The following is a 19,237-nucleotide window of genomic DNA, read 5'->3' as shown; positions in this document are numbered from 1 at the left end:
CGGGAGCGGAACTCCCTGGCCCCCGCCCTCCCCGCCGGGCAGGCTCGGATCATGAAACTGCTGATGCTCGGAGGTACGGAGTTCGTCGGCCGCGCGATCGCCGAGGCCGCGCTCGAACGGGGCTGGGAGGTGACGGTCTTCCACCGGGGCCGTCACGCCGCTCCGGCGGGAGCCGCGTCGCTGATCGGGGACCGCACGGCCCCCGACGGTCTCGCCGCCCTGGACAGGGGTTCCTGGGACGCCGTCGTGGACACCTGGTCGGCCGCGCCGTCGGTGGTCCGGGACGCGGCCCGGCTGCTCGCGGACCGGGTCGGGCGGTACGCGTACGTGTCGAGCCGCTCGGTGTACGCCTGGCCGCCCGCCGCCGGGCTCGCGGAGGAGGGGCCGCTGGTCGAGGGCTCCCCGGACGACGGGGACGTGCCCTACGCGGAGGCCAAGCGGGGCGGCGAGCTCGCCGTCGGAGAGGCCTTCGGGGCCGACCGGACGCTGCTCGTCCGCGCGGGCCTGATCCTCGGGCCGTACGAGAACGTGGGCCGGCTCCCGTGGTGGCTGGGCCGGATCGCGCGCGGCGGCCCCGTCCTCGCGCCCGGGCCGCGCACGATGCCGGTGCAGTACATCGACGTCCGCGACCTCGCCGTATGGACGCTCGACGCGGTGGCGGCCGGGCTCTCGGGGCCGTACAACCTGGTCTCGCCGCCCGGGCACACCACGATGGGCGGACTCCTCGACGCGTGCGTACGGGCGACGGGGGCCGAGGCCGAACTGCGCTGGACGGAGCCCGAGGCGCTCCTCGCGGCAGGGGTGGCGCCGTGGACGGAGCTGCCGGTGTGGCTGCCGCCGGGCGAGATGTACGACGCGATGCACACGGCGGACGTCTCCCGGGCGCTCGCGGCGGGGCTGCGCTGCCGGCCGGTGGAGGAGACGGTCGCGGACACCTGGGCGTGGCTGGAGTCCCTCGGCGGGGTCGCACCGCAACGGCCGGACCGGCAGGGGGCGGGGCTCACGCCGGAACGGGAGGCGGAGGTCTTGGCGGCGCTGACGAAGGGGTAGGACGCGGGCCTGCCGACCGGCGCCCCGGCCCTCCGTATGGGGCCGCGCCCTGGTGGGCGGCGCCCCAACCCACCCCCCGTGTGGAACGGCCGCCCACGACGGCGGGCGCGTCCCACAGCGGGGCCCGGGCTTCGTGCGGACCTGCCCATAGGGGGGCGATCCACTACCGTCGACACGAAACCCGCATGAATCGGAGGAGCCGACGATATGCCCGCCATCCCCGCCACCTCCGTCGCCAACCTCCGCGATCTCGGCGGCCTGCCGCTCGGTGACGGGCGCTCCGTCCGGCACGGCCTCGTCCTCCGTTCCGCGCAGCTCGACCGGCTCGACCCGGCCGAGCCCGCCGTGGCCGGCCTCGGCATCCGTACCGTCGTCGACTTCCGGACGACGACCGAGCGCGGGGACCGGCCCGACCGCCTGCCGGCCGGTGCCCGGCTGCTCGTCGCGGACGTCCTCGCCGACTACCTGGCCGGCAGCGGACTGCCACCCGCCGCCCGCCTCAAGGCCCTCCTCTCCGACCCCGCGCTCGCCGAGGAGCACCTCGGCGGGGGCCGGGTCCGGGGCGCCTTCGCCCGGACCTACCGCACCTTCGTCTCCGGCGACTCCGCCCGGGCCTCCTACCGCGCCCTGCTCGGCGAGCTGGGCACCCCCGGCGCGGGGCCGCTGCTCTTCCACTGCTCGGCGGGCAAGGACCGTACCGGCTGGGCGGCGACGGTCGTCCTGTCGCTGCTCGGCGCGGACGAGGAGACGATCCGGGCGGAGTACCTGGCGGTCAACCCGGCGGTGCGACTGGCGTTCGCGCCGATGATCGAGGGGTTCACGGCCCAGGGCGGCGACCCCGAGCTCGCGCTCGAACTGATCGGGGTCCTGCCGGAGTACCTGGACGCGGCGCTCGACGAAGTGTCGGTCCGGCACGGGTCGATGGAGAAGTACGTACGGGAGGGGCTCGGCGTCCCGGACGAGGTGACGGAGCTGATCCGCGAGCGGCTGACGGTCTCCGCGGCCTGATCCCCCGCGGGGCGCCCCGGGGTGACCATCGGAAGAATCGCTCGTTCTGCTGAACGTGAGCACCCAGGATCTCGTTCCCTCGCCCGTGGGTCCCGTCGACGTCGAGCAGGCCGAGGCCGCGCTCGTCGAGCGGTATCCGCGGCTCGTCCGCATCGCCTACCTCGTCCTGCCGCCGGCGCTCGGCCGCAACCGCCGGGTGCTGACCGCGCACGCCCTCGTCCAGCGGTCGCTGCCGCGCCGCCGGGTCCCGGGGCCTGCCGTGCCCGGGCCGCGGCGGGCCGAGGACGCGGTGGATCCCGGCTACGCGTACGTGCGGGGCGAGGTGCTGCGGCAGGCGCTGATCGCGGGGCTGCCGCTCCGGCGCCTCGCGCTGCCGCGCCGGGCGCAGTTCCCGCCGCTGCTGCCGCACGTGTGGGGGCTGCGGCTCTTCCCCCGGGTGGGCGGCGCCGACGAACTCGCCCTGGACCAGCAGCTGTCGCGGCTCTCCGGCGCCGGCCGTGCGGCGTACGTGCTCCGCGGCCTGGAGCGCCAGGGCGACCCGGAGGTCCTGCGCGTCCTGGCGGCGGTGGGCGTCGAGGACCCGGCAGCGGCCCTGGCGGAGGCGGACGCACTGGAGACCCCTGCGCTCACGGCGCCCGACGACCCCTCCGACCTTTCTGCCGTCGGGGCGACCCCCGGGACGGATCCCTGGGAGGACGGCCCGGCCAGGGTCGGCGAACAGGGCGGCCCGGGGAGGGCCGGAGGTGTGAACGGCGCCCCGAGCGGGTCCGGCGGCGCCGACGGTCCCGCCGGTCGCGCGGCCACCGGCGCCCCGGAGGGCCGCTCGGACAGGGTCGGCGAGCAGGCCGGCCCGGGCAGGACCGGTGGCAGGTCGGGCGGCGGGGCCGGGGCCACCGGGTCCGGAGCGCCGACCGGCGCCGGAGGCCACGGCCCCGCCGCGTCCGCAGGCCCCGCCCTCCCCCGTCGGCTCAGTGGTGTCGCTCTGCTCGAGTCCGACGAGTTCGACCCGTGTGCCCTGCAGGCGCGGCCCACCGATCTCATGCGCCGGCGCCAGCACGCCCGGGCCGCTTTCGTCGCCCTCGTCGCGCTCGTCGTCTGCGGGACGCTGCTCGGGCTGCCCGGGGACGGCTGGGGCAGAAACGGTGCTGCTGCCCCCTCGTACGCCCGTAATCCCGCCGCCGAGGCCGCCCTCGACCCCGGTGCGGTCAAGCGGGTGGATCCGGCGGTGTGGCCCGGGGCCACCCGGCAGGACTTCTCCGTGTGGCCCGCGCGCGGCGGACTGACCGGCGACAGCGCGCTGCTGCGGCGGGCGCTCGCCGTGTGGGCCCGGCCGGGTGGCTCCGTACGGTCGTCGGCCACGCCCGGGACGCCCGTCGGGCCTCCCATGGGGCCGCCGCAGCTGCTGTTCGCCGGCCGGGTCGACGCCATGCGCGTCGTGCTCTTCCACGACGGGCTGCGGGCCGTCCGGTACGCCGAGCCCGTCCAGGGGACGGCGGGTGCCGCCCTCGACTTCGCGCGCACGGACGCGGCCGACACCGTCGGCGCCGCCGCGCTCGTCGTCTCCCGCGCGTCGGGCAACGTCCGCTATCTGACGGCCCCCTGGGTGCGGGACACGGCCGTACGGGACCTCCTCGCGCCCACAAAGGACCCGCGGCCGCTCGTGCGGGACTCGGCCGGGGTGACCGATCCCGTACCCGGTACCGCGCAGTCCGGCGGCTGCACCCGCTGGAACACCCTCCAGGTGCGGGACGGTTCGGGGGTGCGGCTGCTCACCGACCTCGGTGAGCTGGCGCCGGCCCGGCTGCTGTGGGGGCCGCCCTCCGCGGCCTCGGACGCGACGGGGGCGGAGGCCGGGAAGGCCTGGGCCCGGACCGCGTGCCAGCTGACGGCCGTACGGGCGCACGGGGTGCGGTCGGTGAACGCCTGGCGGTTCGCCCGGCAGCCGCTGCCCGGGGGCGCCGGGCAGGCCACCTGGGTGTGCACGCGCGCGGAGACCTGGCGGGGCACCGGCAGCCGGGTCCTCGCCCAGTTCCTGGTCCCCTCGCCGGAGGTCCCCGCCGCGCTCGCGGCCCGCTCGGAGGGCTCGCCGGCCTGCGGGGTGCGGGATCCCCGGGTCCTCGCGGGCGTGCTGTGGAAGGCGCCGGGCGGCGACTGGTTCGTCCTGGCGGCGGGCAGCCCGGACTTCACGTCCCTGGAGACCTCGGGCGGGGTGAAGGGGCGTTCGGACGGTCCGCTGCTTGCGGTGAAGGCGAAGGCGGGCGCGCGGGCCGACCTGGACGGCACCCTGGGGGACGGGACACGGAGGGCTGCCCTCCGCTGACCGGGGCACCTCAAAAAGACGTCGCACAAGCCTGTTGCCACCGCCCTACCCCTCAGTACATTGACGTCATGTCTAATACGCAGCCTGCACCGGTGGCGTCGGAGCACGTCGAGCTCAAGGCCCGCAAGGTCTCCTTCGACTGGGAAGAGACGCCGCTCCACTGGGTACCGGGCGACCCCTTCACCACGCACACCATCAACGTGCTGCACCTGCTGCTCCCGGCGGGCGAGCGCTGGTTCGTCCACGTCTACCAGCAGGCGCTGCCGTACATCACCGACGACCGGCTGCGCGAGGACGTCATCGGCTTCATCGGCCAGGAGGCCATCCACTCCCAGGCCCACGACGACGTCCTCCCCCATCTGCGGAAGCTGGGCCTCGACCCCACCCCGTACACCGCGCAGGTCGACTGGTTCTTCGAGAAGCTCCTCGGGGACCGGACCCTGCCGCCCGGCCGGCCCCGCCGCTGGTGGCTCATGGAGCGGGTCGCGCTGATCGCCGCCATCGAGCACTACACCGCCTTCCTCGGCGACTGGGTCCTCAACGCCGACGCGCTCGACCGGGCCGGCGCCGACCCGACCATGCTGGACCTGCTGCGCTGGCACGGCGCGGAGGAGGTCGAGCACCGCGCGGTCGCCTTCGAGCTCTTCATGCACCTCGACGGCGGCTACCGGCGCCGCGCCCGCACCTGGGCGCTCGCCTTCGCCGCGCTCATGTTCCTCTGGCAGCGGGGTGTCCGCTTCTTCATGGAGAACGACCCCGGCCTGCTCGACCCGAAGGCCTCCTTCGCGGACTTCGTCCGCAAGGGCCGGCAGGGCCTGCTGCCCTCCACCCCGGCGATGCTGCGCTCCATACCCCGCTACCTCAGCCGCGCCTACCACCCCTCCCAGGAGGGCGACACCGCGCAGGCCGTGGCCTACCTCGCCTCCTCCCCCGGCGCCAACGGAGGCCGCTGATGCCCCGGTTCACCACCGTCGCCCTCGTCGCCGGGGCCGCGCTGCTCGTCCGCCGCGCCGTCCGCAGCCGCATGTCCACCGCGCCGCTCTGGCCGATGCCCGCCCTCGACACCCCCGTCTCCGGGTACGGGCGGGGCAGCACCGTCCCCCGCAAGGTCCTGGTCACCGGCCGCGCCACGCCCGCCGAGGGCGTCGTCGAGCTGCGCCTGGAGGGTGCCGGGCTGCCCGCCTGGCAGCCGGGCGCCCACGTCGACCTCGTCCTGCCCTCCGGGCTCGTCCGGCAGTACTCGCTCTGCGGGGACCCCGGCGACACGAGTACGTACACGGTCGCCACGCGCCTCATCGAGGAAGCGCAGGGCGGGCGCGGCGGCTCGCGCGAAGTGCACGAGCAGCTCCGCGAGGGCGTGGAGATCGAGATCCGGGGGCCCCGCAACCGCTTCCCGCTCGTCGACTCCCCCGCGTACGTCTTCGTCGCCGGCGGCATCGGCATCACCCCCGTCCTGCCCATGGTGCGCGCCGCCGAGGCGGCCGGGGCGGACTGGCGGCTCGTGTACTGCGGGCGGAGCCGGGCCACCATGCCCTATCTGGACGAGGTCGAGCGGCTGGGCGGCGGCGACCGTGTCACCGTCGTCGCCGAGGACGAATCCGGTTTCCCCGAGCTCGAGTTCCTCGCGCACGTGCCCGCCGAGACGCTCGTGTACTGCTGCGGGCCCGACGGTCTGATGGACGCCGTGACCGCGGCGATGCCCGAGGGCCGGACGCCGCGTCTGGAGCGCTTCACCGCCGCCGCGGCCACCGGCACCGCCTTCGAGGTCGAACTGCGCCGCTCCGGGCGGACGTTGACGGTGGCGGCCGACCAGTCGCTCCTGTCGGCGGTCCGCGAGGAGGTCCCGGGCCTCATGTACTCCTGCCGGCAGGGCTTCTGCGGGACCTGCCAACAGCGGGTCCTGGAGGGCGAGATCGACCACCGGGACGAGCTGCTGACCGACGACGAGCGGGCCGACTCGATGCTGATCTGCGTCTCGCGCTGCGCCGGGAAGCGGCTCGTCCTGGACCTGTAGCCCCTAGGGCAGGACCAGCCAGTCCAGGGCGAGTGCGGTGAGGAGGCCGCCGACCAGGAGCCAGGTGCCAAGCCGTGTGCGGCCGTTGCGGGAGAGTTCGATCACGATCCCGCAGAGGATCATGGCGAGTCCGTACACGCCCACGACCAGGACGGACGTGCGGCTCGCGAGGCGGACGACCAGCACCACGGCCAGGGCGACCAGGAGTACGGACGCGGCGGCGACGCGCAGCCGCCGCGCCTGCTTCGGGGTGAGCCCGCCGGCCGGCGTCTCGGACTCCGAGGACTCCTCTTCGCCTTCGGGCTCAAGGGAGTCGGGGGTTTCCTGGGCCTCTTCGGCCTCCCGGGGCTCTTCGGCCTCCGGGGCCTCGGCCGTCGGGGTGTCCTGGTCGGAAGCGCTCATGGGGCAGGAGCGTAACGGACGCGGTTAGGCTGTTCGTATGACGACCGGGGTACGCCGCAGGATGGGCGTCGAGGAGCGCAAGCAGCAGTTGATCGGGGTGGCTCTCGAACTCTTCGGCCACCGCTCTCCCGACGAGGTCTCCATCGACGAGATCGCCGCGGCCGCGGGCATCTCGCGGCCGCTGGTCTACCACTACTTCCCCGGCAAGCAGAGCCTCTACGAGGCGGCGCTGCGGCGGGCGGCGGACGAGCTGGCGGCCCGGTTCGTGGAGCCGCCGCGGGGGCCGCTCGGGGCGCGGCTGCTGCGGGTGATGGGCCGGTTCTTCGATTTCGTGGACGAGCACGGGCCCGGCTTCGCGGCGTTGATGCGCGGCGGTCCCGCGGTGGGCTCGTCCACGACGAACGCGATGATCGACGAGGTCCGGCAGGCCGCGTACGAGCAGATCCTGGCCCATCTGGAGGTCGAGAAGCCCTCCGCCCGGCTCGAACTCGTCGTCCGTTCCTGGGTGTCGCTCGCCGAGTCGACGGCGCTGCTGTGGCTGGACGGCCGCCGGGTCCCGCGCGCGGAGCTGGAGCTCCAGCTGGTGCACGACTTCGCGGCGCTGGCCGCGGTGAGCGCCGCGTACGACCCGGACATGGCGGAGATCCTGGTCCGCATCCTCGCCGAGGAGCCGGCCGACGGCCCCTTCGGGGAGCTGGTGGCCCGGCTCTCGGCGCTCGTGCCCCGCGTGCCCGATCAGCCCTTGCGGTAGGAGCCGTCGAGGTCGTGGACCTCGACGGAGAGGTGGACGCCCTCCTTCGCCTTGAGGTAGGCGGGCAGCAGGGCGAGGACGGCGTCCGAGAGCCGTGCCTTGGCCTCGTCGGTACGGCCGGCCAGCAGGGCGATGTCGACGTGCACGATGTGGTCGTCGGCCGCTCCGTCGCCGACGACCAGCTCCTCGACCTCCCGGAACCGGGTCTTGCACGCGTCGAGCGTGGCGTCGACCGTCTCCACGACGATCGGGTGCAGGGCGAGCGCGAAGCCGCGCCGGTCGAGGGGCGCGGAGTAGTCGACGGTGATCTGCGGCATGAGGGTCACTCCCCGGTGAAACGATTGTCTGGCCACACCTTTACGGTGATCGTCATGACGGCACAAGTGACCTTCCGGCAGGCGGACGACCGTGATCTCGACCTTCTGGTGGAGTTGTTCGACGGGGCGGCGCGCTGGATGGTGCGCAACGGGATCGACCAGTGGAAGCCGGGCGGGAAGAGCGCCGGGCACTTCGGGGAGCGGATCGCCGGGGGCGAGGTGTGGCTCGCGTGTCACGAGGGGCGGGCGGTCGGCGCGTACGAGCTGTGGTGGGAGGACGAGCAGGCCTGGGGCCCGCAGCCCCCGGTCGCCGGGTACGTCCACCGGCTGATGGCGGACCGGGAGGCCGCGCCCGCCGGTACGGGGCGGGCGCTGCTCGCGCACGCCGAGGGGCGGATCGCGGCCGGCGGGCGGGTGGTCGCACGGCTGGACTGCGTGTCGAGCAACCCGCGGCTCCGTACGTACTACGAAGCCGCGGGTTACCGGGTCGTCGGCGAGGAGCCGGGGAAGCTCGCCGCCGACGGGACCCGGTACGGGGTCACCCTGATGGAGCGGCCGCTCACCCGGCCCTGAAGACCGCGACCGTCCGCGCCGGGACCGTGAAGGTGCCCGAGGCCTGGTCGTAGGCGGAGGACTTCACCACCTGGTCGGAGCCGCCGGCCTGGACCGGGTGGAGGGCGTAGCCCTTGCCCGCCAGGGCCGGGACCTTCTGCGCGGTGCCGGCCGGGGTCGCGTTGAGGACGACGACCAGGTCGCCGAGGCGCATGGTGATCACGCCCGGGGTCTCGTCGCGGCCGGAGAGCGGGAAGGACAGGGCCTCCTGCACCCGGTCCGCCGTGGCCAGCGAGAACACCGGCTCGGTGGTACGGATCTTCTGGAGGTCCCGGTAGGCGGCGGAGGCGCCGTCGATCTGGGCGCAGCCGACGGTCAGGGCCGGGTTGACGAGCAGCGGCCTGCCGTAGGACCACTTGGCCTTGTTGTCGGCGGCCGGCGGCAGCCCGCGGCCGAAGCCGTTGCCGTCGCGGCAGTCCCAGTGGATGGCGTTGAACCAGTCACCGCTGTCGAAGGAGTTGCGGTCCAGGGACTTGGAGCGCAGCAGGTCCGAGCCGGCCTGGGAGAGCGCCGGGCCCTGCGAGAGGGTGGCCGTCGCCATGGCGAGGACCTGCATGCGGGCGCGGTCGGCCGGGGCGGTGTCCGCCGGGAGCTTGAAGGCGAGCGCGTCGTACAGGGACTCGTTGTCGTGGGCGTCGGCGTAGGCGAGGGCGTCGCCGGGGGCGGCGGCGTATCCGGCGGGGGCGCCGTTGTAGTCGACCTCGGAGCCCTTGACCGTGCGCCCCGAGGTGTCGGTGAAGGAGTACGAGGCGAGGTTGCCGCTGAGGCCGACCTTGATGAGGTCCTGGTAGTGCAGGAGGCGGGCCTTCTGCTGCTCGGGGGTGCCGTTGGCGGTCGACGTGTTGGGGTCGGTGTAGAGGCCGGAGGCGAAGCCCTGGACGCCGGGGTCCTCGTCGAAGGGGCCGCCGCCGCGGACGGCGTCGCGGGCCCGGTCGGAGAAGGTCGCGATGCCGGTGCCGGCCATGTTCTTCTGGGTGGCCTGGACGAAGCGGGCGTCGTCGGCGATCTCGCCGAAGTTCCAGCCCTCGCCGTAGAGGACGATCGCCTTGCCGTCGACGCCGTCCTTCTCGACGGTCAGCGCGTCGAGGGCGTTCCGTACGGCGAGGATGTTGGCCTTCGGGTGGTGGCCCATGAGGTCGAAGCGGAAGCCGTCGACCTTGTACTGCTTGGCCCAGGTGACGACCGAGTCGACGACGAGCTTGCCCATCATGGCGTTCTCGGTCGCGGTGTTGGCGCAGCAGGTGGAGGTGGCGACGGAGCCGTCGGCCTGGAGGCGCTGGTAGTAGCCGGGCACGATCTTGTCGAGGACGGACTTGTCGGCCTGTCCGGCGGCGACGGTGTGGTTGTAGACGACGTCCATGACGGTGCGCAGTCCGTCGCCGTTGAGGGCCTGGACCATCTGCCGGAACTCGACCGTGCGGCGGGTGCCTTCGGGGTCGGTGGCGTAGGAGCCCTCGGGGACGGTGTAGTGCAGGGGGTCGTATCCCCAGTTGTAGGCGTCCTTGGCGGCCGCCGCGGCGACGCAGGCCTGCTGCTCCTCCGAGTCGGGGGCGTAGACCTTGAGGTCACAGGCGGGGGTGGTCTGCGCGGACTTCTTCTCGGGGACGGTGCCGAGGTCGAAGGCCGGGAGCAGGTGGACGTAGGAGGTGCCGGAGGCGGCGAGCGCCTTCAGATGCTCCGATCCCCTGCTGTCCTCGTCGGTGAAGGCGAGGTAGGTGCCCCGGTGGTCGGCCTTCGCCGTGGGGTCGGCGATCGAGAAGTCCCGGATGTGGAGTTCCTGGATCTGGGCGTCCCGCAGCGGTACGGCGGCGGGCTTCTTCAGCGTCTTCCAGCCCTGGGGTGCCAGGGCCGGGTCGGTGAGGTCGACGGCGAGGCTGCGGGCGGAGTCGGTGGTGAGGGCGGTGGAGTAGGGGTCGGTGACCCGGTTCTCGACGACCTTCTGGACGCTGGGGGCCCAGACCTTCACGACGTACCGGTACGGCTTGCCCGTCCAGGTGCGGGGGCCGGTGACCGACCAGACGCCGGAGGCGGGGTCGCGCCGCATGGGCACGGTCTTCCCGTCGAGTTCGAGGGAGACGGCTTGGGCGGTGGGGGCCCAGAGGGAGAGGGTGGGGCGGCCGCTGCGGAAGACCGGGCCGAGGTTCGCCCGCGTGGCCTTCGCCGCGTACAGGTCGTCGAGGACTCCGGCGGTCTGGACGCCGGTGGCGGCGAGCAGGGCGCCGTTGGCGGCGCGCTGGGTGGCGATCAGCTGGCCGCGCAGGGAGTCCCGTGTCCGGTCGGCGTCGCGCGGGTCGACGGTGAAGGCCGGGTAGTCCTTGAGGTGGGGGAACTTCGCCTTCTGGGCGTCGGTCAGTGCGGCCGGGGTGAGGCGGAGCCACTGGCCCTCGGTGTTCAGGGCGCCGTCGGTGACGGTGATCCCGCCGTCCTTGGCGTACACCAGCTGCTGGCTGGTGGCGTCGGTGGTCTTCACCTTCCAGACGACGGTGTTCCGGTCGATCCACTGGGCCTCGGCCTTGCCGAGGTCGAGGTTCGGGGCGCCGCCGGTGGTGGGGAGGAGGTACTTGGGCTGTCCGGAGAGGAGCCAGACCTCGTGGCCGTAGGTGCCGAGGTCGAGGGACTGGTCGGTGGGGAGGTCCTTCTGGTCGCCCTTGTGGAGGATGTACGAGAGGGAGCTCGCGCCGTCCACCAGCGGCACCTCGTACACCGCTCCGTACGCGTCGACACGCGTCGGCGTCAGCGGCCGGGACCAGTCGGTGGGCTGGGCGGCGCCGGTCCAGGTGTGGAGGCCCCAGCCGTCGTAGTCGCCGTCGGCCCGCTGGTAGTGGATGACGGCCTTGCTCTTGTCCTGGGTGGCGGGGGCCGGGTTCGTGTCGGACTGGCCGTCGGTGCCCTGCGTGATCCAGACCTCGCCGGTGCGGCCGAGGTTGATGCTGCGCTGGGGGCCGTCGGCGGCGCCGTCCTTCTCGACGGTGTACGTGACGGTGGAGGCGCCTTCGGGGACCTTGACCCAGGCGAAGGCGCCGTGGGCGTCGCGTCCGGTGAAGGCGGCTTCCTGGCCGGCGGCCTTCAGGGTCCAGCCGTCGTAGTTCCCGTCCTCGCGCTTGTAGTGCACGACGGCGTAGGCCCGCTCGACGGCGACCGGCTTCTCGGGGGCCGGGGGCGCGCCGGCCGTGGTGGCGGCGAGGGCGCTGGCGGTGCGGCCCGCGGCGTCGACGACGACGGCCTTGTAGCGCAGGGCGGTGCCGGCGGGGGCGGTGATGTGCTGGGTGACCTGGTAGGGGGCGTGGTCGGCGGTGCCGAGGGTCTGCCAGCGGCCGTCGCCGACCTGGGCGGCGAAGACGACGCGGTTGAGGCCGCCGCCGGTGACGTCGGCGGAGAGCTCGACGGTGCCGGTGGAGCCGGCGGCCGGGGCCTTCAGGGAGACGGTGGGCGCGGTGGCCGGGGCCGGGAGCGGCCCGTCGGCCTTGAGGACCAGGGAGGAGAGGGCCGGGACGGTGACGGTGACCTTGCCCTGGGAAGCCGTGACGGCGCCCTGACCCCCGTACAGGGCGCGGAACGCGGCGGAGCCGACGGGGACGGTGACGGTCTTCGGCTCGGTGGCGCCGTTGACGGCGACCAGGTACTCGGTGCGGGTCTTCGCGTCCGTGCGGGTGAAGGCGTAGACGGAGCCCTCGGCGTACCGTTCCTGCTGGACGCCGTCGCGGAGGGCGGGGTTCTCCCGTGTGAGCTTCGAGAGGGCGGCGATCGAGCGGTACAGCGGGTGCGTGGTGTCGTACGCGTCGGAGGCGTGCGTCCGGTCGGTGCCGAGCTGGTCGTCGTCGAGGTAGTCGGCGGTCTTCGAGGCGAAGAGGGTCTGGCGGGCGTCCTTGTCGCCGCCGGGTCCTGTGAAGCCCTGCTCGTCGCCGTAGTAGACCACCGGGTTGCCCCGGGAGAGGAACATCAGCTCGTTGGCGAGCCGGTCGCGGCGGACGAGCTCCTCGTCGGAGGCGTTCGGGTTGTCCTGCTTCACGAAGGTGCCGATGCGGCCCATGTCGTGGTTGCCGAGGAAGGTCACCTGCTCGTAGGCGTTGGCCTTGTCGGTGGTGTACCGGTAGTCCTCGGCGAAGACCTTGGCGAGGCGGTCGGCTCCGGCGCCCTGGGAGGCGAAGGCGCGGGCCGCGTCCTGGAAGGGGAAGTCGAGGGTGGCGTCGAGCCGGCCCCGGGTGACGTACGGGGAGGTGACGGCGGTGTCGGCGGAGTACACCTCGCCGAACATGAAGAAGTCCTCGCGGCCCTGCGTCTTCGCGTACGCGTCGAGGGCGGTGGCCCACTGCGTCCAGAAGTCCAGGTTCACGTGCTTGACGGTGTCGATGCGGAACCCGTCGATGTCGAAGTCCCGGACCCACGTCTCGTAGATCCTCTTCATGCCCTCGACGACCTCGGGGCGCTCGGTCCACAGGTCGTCGAGGCCGACGAAGTCGCCGTACTCGGCGGACTCGCCGGCCCAGGTGGAGTCGCCCCGGTTGTGGTACATCGTGGGGTCGTTCAGCCAGGACGGGACCTTGCCGCCGGTCGTCGTCGGCGTGTACGGGAAGGAGTCCGCGTCCACCTTCCCGAGCGCGGTCCGGTCGTCGAAGGGACGGCCGTCCTTGTCGAGGTACGGGTAGGCGCCCTTGGGGCGGTAGCCGTACTTCTTCTCGGCGTAGTCGACGGTGTCGGCGGTGTGGTTGGTGATGACGTCGAAGAAGACCTTCATGCCCTTGGCGTGGGCGGCGGCGATCAGCCTCTCCAGGTCCTCGTTGGTCCCGAAGTGGGGGTCGACCTGGGTGAAGTCGGTGATCCAGTAGCCGTGGTAGCCGGCGGAGGCGTCCTTGCCGGTGCCCTGTACGGGCCGGTTCTTGAAGATCGGCGCCATCCAGATGGCGGTGGTGCCGAGGCCCTTGATGTAGTCGAGCCGCTCGGTGAGGCCCTTGAGGTCGCCGCCCTGGTAGAAGCCCTTGTCGCTCGGGTCGAAGCCGGTCTCCGTGCGGCTGCCGGTGAGGCCGCCCCTGTCGTTTCCGGTGTCGCCGTTGGCGAAGCGGTCGGGCAGGACGAAGTAGAACTGCTCGCGGGTGAGGTCCTGGCGGGCCGGCTGGGCGGCGAGGGCCTGGTCGGAGGGCGGGGCCGGCGGTCGGGGTGCGGCCGTCGCGGGGACGGCGGGCACGAGGGCGGCGCACAGCGCGGCGGCCAGCGCGACCGCCGTTCTCTTGGGTATCACGGGGGTGCTCCCGGAGAAGGGGGTACGGGTGGGAGGGCCGCCCCCGCGGGGGCGGCCCTGGAGGGGAGGCGGGGTCAGCTGCGGAAGGTGTCGTTCAGGACGATCTGGCCCGAGGCGGGGACGGTCGCGGTGCGGTTGGCGCCGGACTCCCAGGTGACGTTCCCGGCCGCGTCCTTGCGGAGGTACTTGTACTCGAAGGCCGTTCCGGCGGGCAGGTTCACCGTCAGCTTCCAGACGGGGTACGAGGCCGGGTCGAGCTTGAGGGCGGAGGCGGGGGCCCAGTTGCCGAGTTCGGCGCGGTTGCCGGTGACGTAGATGTTCTGGCCGGAGACCGTGGTGGCGGTCACGTTGAAGGAGGCGCCGGCGGTGACCGGCTGGGACCCGCAGCTCATGGCCCCGGTGTGGAGGGCGAGAGCGGTGTTCGCGGCGAGGGTGGCCGTGAACTGGCCGGAGGAGTTCACCGTCACGGCGGTGTTGGACTGCACGTCGCAGTAGGTGCCGGCGGCGAGCGAGGTCTGGAAGGTGCGGGTCAGGGCCGAGGACTCGTGGTTGATCGCCACGTACGCCTTGGCACCGCGGCCGAACGCGATCGCGTTGTTGCCGTTGTCCCACCAGTCGGTGACGGCCTGCCCGCGGGCGGTGTTGCGGAGGGCCACCATGGAGGAGATCTCGCGCCAGGCGTGCTGGCACTTCCAGCCGTCGCTGTAGCAGGCGTTCACCTGGCCGTTGTTGGGCGGGCCCGCGTCCTTGTCGGTCCACTCGTAGCCGGAGTGGACGTCCGGGGAGCCGTAGGGCCAGGCGAGCATGAAGACGGAGGCGAGGGTGTAGTTCGCGCCGTCCTTGTAGGTGAGGGTGTCGCCGCCGCGCTCGGTGTCGTGGTTGTCGACGAAGACGCCGGACTGGCCGGAGGGCATGTAGCCCCAGGCCTCGCCGAAGTTCTTGAGGTAGGCGAGCTTCTCGTTCTGCAGGACCCGCTTGAGGTCGCGGGCGTAGCGGAACTCCTGGACGTCGCCGTTGCCGAGGTACTCGCTCGGGGAGACGGCCTCGCCGGCGCCGTAGATGGCCTCCTGCTTCCAGAAGACGTTCGGGTTCGTCAGCCGGGACTTGATGTTCGCGAGGTCGGCGGCCGGCATGTGCTTGGCGGCGTCGATGCGGAAGCCGTCGACGCCGAGGGAGGCGAGGTCGTTGAGGTAGCCGGCTATCTTCCCGCGGACGTAGTCCTCGCCCGTGTCGAGGTCGGGGAGCTGGACCAGTTCGCAGTTCTGGACGTTGGCGCGGTCCTGGTAGTTGGAGATGGCGGACCGGCAGTCGTCCATGTCGGCGCCCGAGTAGAGGCCGGGGTAGTCGTACTTGGAGAACGGGGTCCCGCCCGTCCCCGTGCCCGAACCGTTCGCCATGTGGTTGACGACGGAGTCGGCGACGACCTTGACGCCCGCCGCGTGGCAGGTGTCGATCATGTTCTTGAAGGCGGCGCGGTCGCCGAGGCGTCCGGCGATCTTGTAGCTGACCGGCTGGTAGGAGGTCCACCACTGGCTGCCCTGGAGGTGTTCCTGGGGCGGGGAGACCTGGACGTATCCGTATCCGGCGGGGCCGAGGCGGTCGGTGCACTCCTTGGCCACCGAGGCGAAGTTCCATTCGAACATCACCGCGGTGACGTCCTTCTCGCCGGGCGGGGAGGCCTGCGCCGGGGCGTTGCCCGTGACGGCCACAGCGGCTCCCGCCACGAGGGCGAGTGCAGCGGCCACGGTCTTTCTTGCCATGTTTCCTCCTGTACGACGTCCCTGTCGCAAGAGCGGGTGCAAGAAGTTGCCGAAAAGTTCAGCAACTGTTTTCAGCCGTGACCGTAGGGGCGTACGGGCGTGCGGTCAACCCTCCGCACGCCCGAATGCAAGCCGTTACGAAAGGTGTTGCGGGAGCCGGGCGGGCGGCTGCGCCGTGGAACCGCGCACCACCAGCTCGGGCTGGAAGACGAACTCCGTGCGCTGCACCGGATTCCCCTCGATCTCCTCCAGGAGCGCGCCGACGGCCGCCGTGGCCATGGCCTGGACGGGCTGGCGCACGGTGGAGAGCGGCGGGCTGGTGAAGGCGATGAGGGGCGAGTCGTCGAAGCCGACGACGGAGACGTCGCCGGGCACGTCGAGGCCGCGGGCGCGGACCGCGCGGATCACGCCGAGCGCCATCAGGTCGGAACCGCAGACGATGCCCGTGCAGCCCTCGCGGAGCAGGATCTCGGCGGCCGCGTGCCCGCCCTCGACGCCGAAGAGCGTGGGCCTGATGAACCGTTCGGCCTCGGTGCGGTCGACGCCGAGGAGCGCGTGCAGCTCGGCGGTGAAGCCCTCGGCCTTGCGGCGCGAGGGCACGTACCGGGTGGGGCCGATGGCGAGGCCGATCCGCTCGTGGCCGAGCTCGACCAGGTGCCGGACGGCCATGCGGGCGGCGGCCCGGTCGTCCGGGGAGACGAAGTTGGCGTCGATGTGCTCGTTGTAGCCGTTGATGAGGACGTACGGGACGCCGCGCTCGGTCAGCCGCGCGTAGCGCGCGGGGTCGGCGGAGGCGTCCGCGTGCAGCCCGGACAGGAACACGATGCCGGCGACCCCGCGCTCCACGAGCTGCTCGACGAGCTCGTCCTCGGTGGCGCCGCCGGGCATCTGGGTGCAGAGCACCGGGGTGTAGCCGTGCCCGGCGAGGACCTGTTCGACGACCTGCGCGAAGGCCGGGAAGATCGGGTTGGTCAGCTCGGGCACGACGAGCCCGACGAGGCCCGCGCTGCGGCGTTTGAGCCGTACGGGACGCTCGTAGCCGAGCACGTCGAGGGCCGCGAGCACCTTGTGCCGGGTCGCGCCGGCCACCCCCGCCTTGCCGTTGAGGACACGGCTGACGGTGGCCTCGCTGACCCCGGACTGGGCCGCGATGTCCGCGAGCCGCGGGGCGCCGTTCCCGGCGCCCCGCGGCAGGGGGATCGTCACACCGCCCACCAGACGGTGGTGTCGGCGGGCAGCTCCGCTTCGTCGTCGACGGTGCGGACTTCCTCGTTGGAGAGGAGATACCGGCCGGGCAGCGGGACGGTGATGGCCCGGCCGGTGGTGTTGGCGGTGCAGACGAAGCCGTCGCGGCGGAAGGAGAGCACACCCTCGGGTGCCTCCAGCCACTCGACGGACTCGCCCGCACCGAGTTCGGGGCGCTCGCGCCGGACGGCGAGGGCGCTGCGGTAGAGCTCCAGGGTGGAGCCGGGGTCGCCGGTCTGCGCCTCGACGCTCAGGGCGGCCCAGGTCGCGGGCTGCGGCAGCCAGGAGCCGCCGTCGCCGAAGCCGTACGAGGAGCCCTCGACGGTCCACGGGATCGGGACGCGGCAGCCGTCGCGGAAGCCGTCCTGGCCGCTGGCCCGCCAGAACGACGGGTCCTGGCGGACCTCGTCGGGCAGGTCGGTGACGTCGGGCAGGCCGAGCTCCTCGCCCTGGTAGACGTACGCGGAACCGGGCAGGGCCAGCATGAGGAGCGTCGCGGCGCGGGCGCGGCGCAGGCCGAGCTCGCGGTCGCCGGCCTCGCGGAGCTGGGTGCCGAGGCCCGCCGGGTTGGCGAAGCGGGTGGCGTGCCGGGTGACGTCGTGGTTGGAGAGGACCCAGGTGGTGGGGGCGCCGACCGGGCGCATCGCGTCGAGCGAGGCGTCGATGACGGTACGGAGCTCGGCGGCGTCCCAGTGGGTGCCCAGGTACTGGAAGTTGAAGGCCTGGTGCATCTCGTCGGGGCGCACGTAGTTCGCGGTGCGGTCGACGGTGGGGGTCCAGGCCTCGGCGACGAGGATGCGCTCCCCGTCGTACTCGGCGAGGATCTGCCGCCAGGAGCGGTAGATCTCGTGGACGCCGTCCTGGTCGAAGAAGGGCATGACGTCGTTGCCGAGCAGCTTCAGCTGGTCGTGGGCGCCGATGTCGGGCAGGCCGGCGGCCTTGACCAGGCCGTGGGCGACGTCGACGCGGAAGCCGTCGACGCCCATGTCGAGCCAGAAGCGCAGGATGGAGCGGAACTCGTCGCGTACGGCGGGGTGCTCCCAGTTGAAGTCGGGCTGCTCCGGGGCGAAGAGGTGGAGGTACCACTCGCCGGGGGTGCCGTCCGGGTTCTCCGTACGGGTCCAGGCGGGGCCGCCGAAGATGGACTCCCAGTCGTTGGGCGGGAGTTCGCCGTTCTCGCCCTGGCCGGGGCGGAAGTGGTAGCGCTCGCGGAGCACCGAGCCGGGGCCCTCGCGCAGGGCGCGCTGGAACCACTCGTGCTGGTCGGAGGAGTGGTTGGGGACCAGGTCGACGATGATGCGCAGGCCCAGTTCGTGGGCCTCGCGGATCACGGCGTCGGCGTCGAGGAGCGAGCCGAACATGGGGTCGATGGCCCGGTAGTCGGCGACGTCGTAGCCGGCGTCGGCCTGCGGCGAGGCGTAGAACGGGGAGAGCCAGACGGCGTCGACGCCGAGCGCCTTGAGGTACGGCAGCCGGCTGCGGATGCCCTCCAGGTCACCCATGCCGTCGCCGTTTCCGTCGGCGAAGCTGCGCGGGTAGACCTGGTAGATCACGGCGTCTCTCCACCAGCCCGTGTGCGTGCCGGTGGTGTGGGCGTCGGCCGGGGTGGCGAGATGCTGGGTCATGTCTTCCCTGGGAGGTAAGGGGCGTACAGGTGGGGCGTTCAACCGTCAACCCTTGACGGCACCGGCGGACATGCCGGTGACCAGGTGACGCTGGGCGACGAGGAACACCAGGGCGGCGGGGACGGCGATGAGCACGGAGGCCGCGGCCATCGGGCCCCACTGGGCGCCGTACTGGTTGACGAACTTCTGCAGTCCGCCGGCGAGCGTGAGGTTCTCGTCGCCGACCATGAAGGCGGAGGCGTAGGCGACCTCGCCCCAGGCGGTGATGAAGGAGTAGAAGGCGGTGACGGCGATGCCCGGCTTGGCGAGCGGCAGGATGAGCCGCCAGAAGGTGCCGAAGGGGGTGAGGCCGTCGACGTAGCCGGACTCGTCGATCTCGCGCGGGATGGTGTCGAAGAAGCCCTTCATCATCCAGGCGCAGAACGGGACGGCGATGGTCAGGTACGTGATGACCAGGCCGGCCGGCTGGTTGAGCAGGCCCATCGACGCCATGATGTTGTAGATCGGCACGATCAGGACGGCGACCGGGAACATCTGGGTGATGAGCAGCGTCCACATCAGGCCGCGCTTGCCGGGGAACCGGAAGCGGCTGACGGCGTAGCCCGTGGTGGCGGAGAGGAAGACGCCGACGACGGTGGTGAGTCCCGCGACGAGCAGCGAGTTGCCGAACCAGGTGAGGAACGGGGTGTCGTTCAGCAGGTTCGTGTAGTTCTCGAAGGTCGTCTCTTTGAAGAAGTCCGTGGTGGTGGCGAACTTCGCGGGCTTCAGCGAGGTCAGCAGCACCCACAGGACCGGGAAGACGGCGATCACGGACGCCACGATCAGGGTGACGTGCAGGCCGACCGAGGCGAGCGGCGAACGGCGGCCGCGGACCGGGGTGTTCATGACCTGGGGGGT

General features: G+C 72.8%; 14 protein-coding genes. 7 read left to right on the top strand and 7 right to left on the bottom strand.

Annotated features, from left to right (window positions below; genetic code table 11):
• The first annotated feature begins 51 nt into the window (after nt 1-51).
• The 5 genes from AC07AW_RS10585 (at nt 52) to AC07AW_RS10565 (ending at nt 6,392) form a co-directional block, all read left to right on the top strand.
• Nucleotides 52-1,050 carry an NAD-dependent epimerase/dehydratase family protein gene (locus AC07AW_RS10585; protein WP_478815046.1) on the top strand — a complete coding sequence of 333 codons (999 nt, stop codon included), beginning with the start codon at nt 52-54 and terminating at the stop codon, nt 1,048-1,050.
• 207 nt (nt 1,051-1,257) lie between these two features.
• On the top strand, nt 1,258-2,058 hold the full coding sequence (locus AC07AW_RS10580) for a tyrosine-protein phosphatase (protein WP_478815045.1): 801 nt from the start codon (nt 1,258-1,260) through the stop codon (nt 2,056-2,058).
• A gap of 55 nt (nt 2,059-2,113) precedes the next feature.
• Nucleotides 2,114-4,378 carry a hypothetical protein gene (locus tag AC07AW_RS10575; RefSeq protein ID WP_478815044.1) on the top strand — a complete coding sequence of 755 codons (2,265 nt, stop codon included), beginning with the start codon at nt 2,114-2,116 and terminating at the stop codon, nt 4,376-4,378.
• A 68-nt stretch (nt 4,379-4,446) separates the two neighbouring features.
• Nucleotides 4,447-5,331 (top strand): metal-dependent hydrolase, encoded by an 885-nt coding sequence (locus tag AC07AW_RS10570; protein ID WP_478815043.1) that lies wholly within the window; start codon nt 4,447-4,449, stop codon nt 5,329-5,331.
• Entirely contained in the window at nt 5,331-6,392 is a 1,062-nt protein-coding gene (locus AC07AW_RS10565) for a PDR/VanB family oxidoreductase (RefSeq protein ID WP_478815042.1), read from the top strand. Before AC07AW_RS10570 ends, AC07AW_RS10565 begins: the two co-directional genes overlap by 1 nt.
• Nucleotides 6,393-6,395: 3 nt before the next feature.
• Here AC07AW_RS10565 and AC07AW_RS10560 read toward each other — a convergent pair whose 3' ends face one another.
• Nucleotides 6,396-6,794 (bottom strand): hypothetical protein, encoded by a 399-nt coding sequence (locus AC07AW_RS10560; protein WP_478815041.1) that lies wholly within the window; start codon nt 6,792-6,794, stop codon nt 6,396-6,398.
• A 37-nt stretch (nt 6,795-6,831) separates the two neighbouring features.
• On the opposite strand from AC07AW_RS10560, the gene AC07AW_RS10555 reads away from it, so the two are divergent.
• Nucleotides 6,832-7,545: a TetR/AcrR family transcriptional regulator gene (locus tag AC07AW_RS10555; protein WP_478815040.1), complete on the top strand. Its 714-nt coding sequence runs from the start codon at nt 6,832-6,834 to the stop codon at nt 7,543-7,545.
• On the opposite strand, the gene AC07AW_RS10550 is transcribed toward AC07AW_RS10555, so the two are convergent.
• Nucleotides 7,530-7,862: a 5-carboxymethyl-2-hydroxymuconate Delta-isomerase gene (locus AC07AW_RS10550; RefSeq protein ID WP_392152780.1), complete on the bottom strand. Its 333-nt coding sequence runs from the start codon at nt 7,860-7,862 to the stop codon at nt 7,530-7,532. The genes AC07AW_RS10555 and AC07AW_RS10550 overlap by 16 nt on opposite strands.
• 54 nt (nt 7,863-7,916) lie before the next feature.
• Here AC07AW_RS10550 and AC07AW_RS10545 point away from each other — a divergent pair, with 54 nt between their 5' ends.
• A complete protein-coding gene (locus tag AC07AW_RS10545; protein ID WP_478815039.1) occupies nt 7,917-8,435 on the top strand; it encodes an N-acetyltransferase family protein in 519 nt (172 codons plus the stop codon).
• Here AC07AW_RS10545 and pulA read toward each other — a convergent pair.
• The 5 genes from pulA to AC07AW_RS10520 form a co-directional block, all read right to left on the bottom strand.
• Complete coding sequence (gene pulA / locus AC07AW_RS10540) at nt 8,422-13,710, bottom strand: pullulanase-type alpha-1,6-glucosidase (RefSeq protein WP_478815038.1); 5,289 nt, start codon at nt 13,708-13,710, stop codon at nt 8,422-8,424. The genes AC07AW_RS10545 and pulA overlap by 14 nt on opposite strands.
• A gap of 74 nt (nt 13,711-13,784) precedes the next feature.
• On the bottom strand, nt 13,785-15,470 hold the full coding sequence (locus AC07AW_RS10535; protein ID WP_478815037.1) for a carbohydrate-binding module family 20 domain-containing protein: 1,686 nt from the start codon (nt 15,468-15,470) through the stop codon (nt 13,785-13,787).
• A gap of 135 nt (nt 15,471-15,605) precedes the next feature.
• Nucleotides 15,606-16,685: a LacI family DNA-binding transcriptional regulator gene (locus AC07AW_RS10530; RefSeq protein ID WP_478815036.1), complete on the bottom strand. Its 1,080-nt coding sequence runs from the start codon at nt 16,683-16,685 to the stop codon at nt 15,606-15,608.
• Entirely contained in the window at nt 16,673-18,340 is a 1,668-nt protein-coding gene (locus AC07AW_RS10525; protein WP_478815035.1) for a glycoside hydrolase family 13 protein, read from the bottom strand. The genes AC07AW_RS10530 and AC07AW_RS10525 overlap by 13 nt, the downstream gene beginning before the upstream one ends.
• Before the next feature lie 45 nt (nt 18,341-18,385).
• Nucleotides 18,386-19,225 carry a sugar ABC transporter permease gene (locus AC07AW_RS10520; protein ID WP_478815332.1) on the bottom strand — a complete coding sequence of 280 codons (840 nt, stop codon included), beginning with the start codon at nt 19,223-19,225 and terminating at the stop codon, nt 18,386-18,388.
• Nucleotides 19,226-19,237: the final 12 nt, after the last annotated feature.

The organism is Streptomyces sp. NPDC044003 (assembly GCF_056435185.1).
Note: the sequence above shows the minus strand (reverse complement) of the source record. Positions and strands in the feature narration are given on the sequence as shown.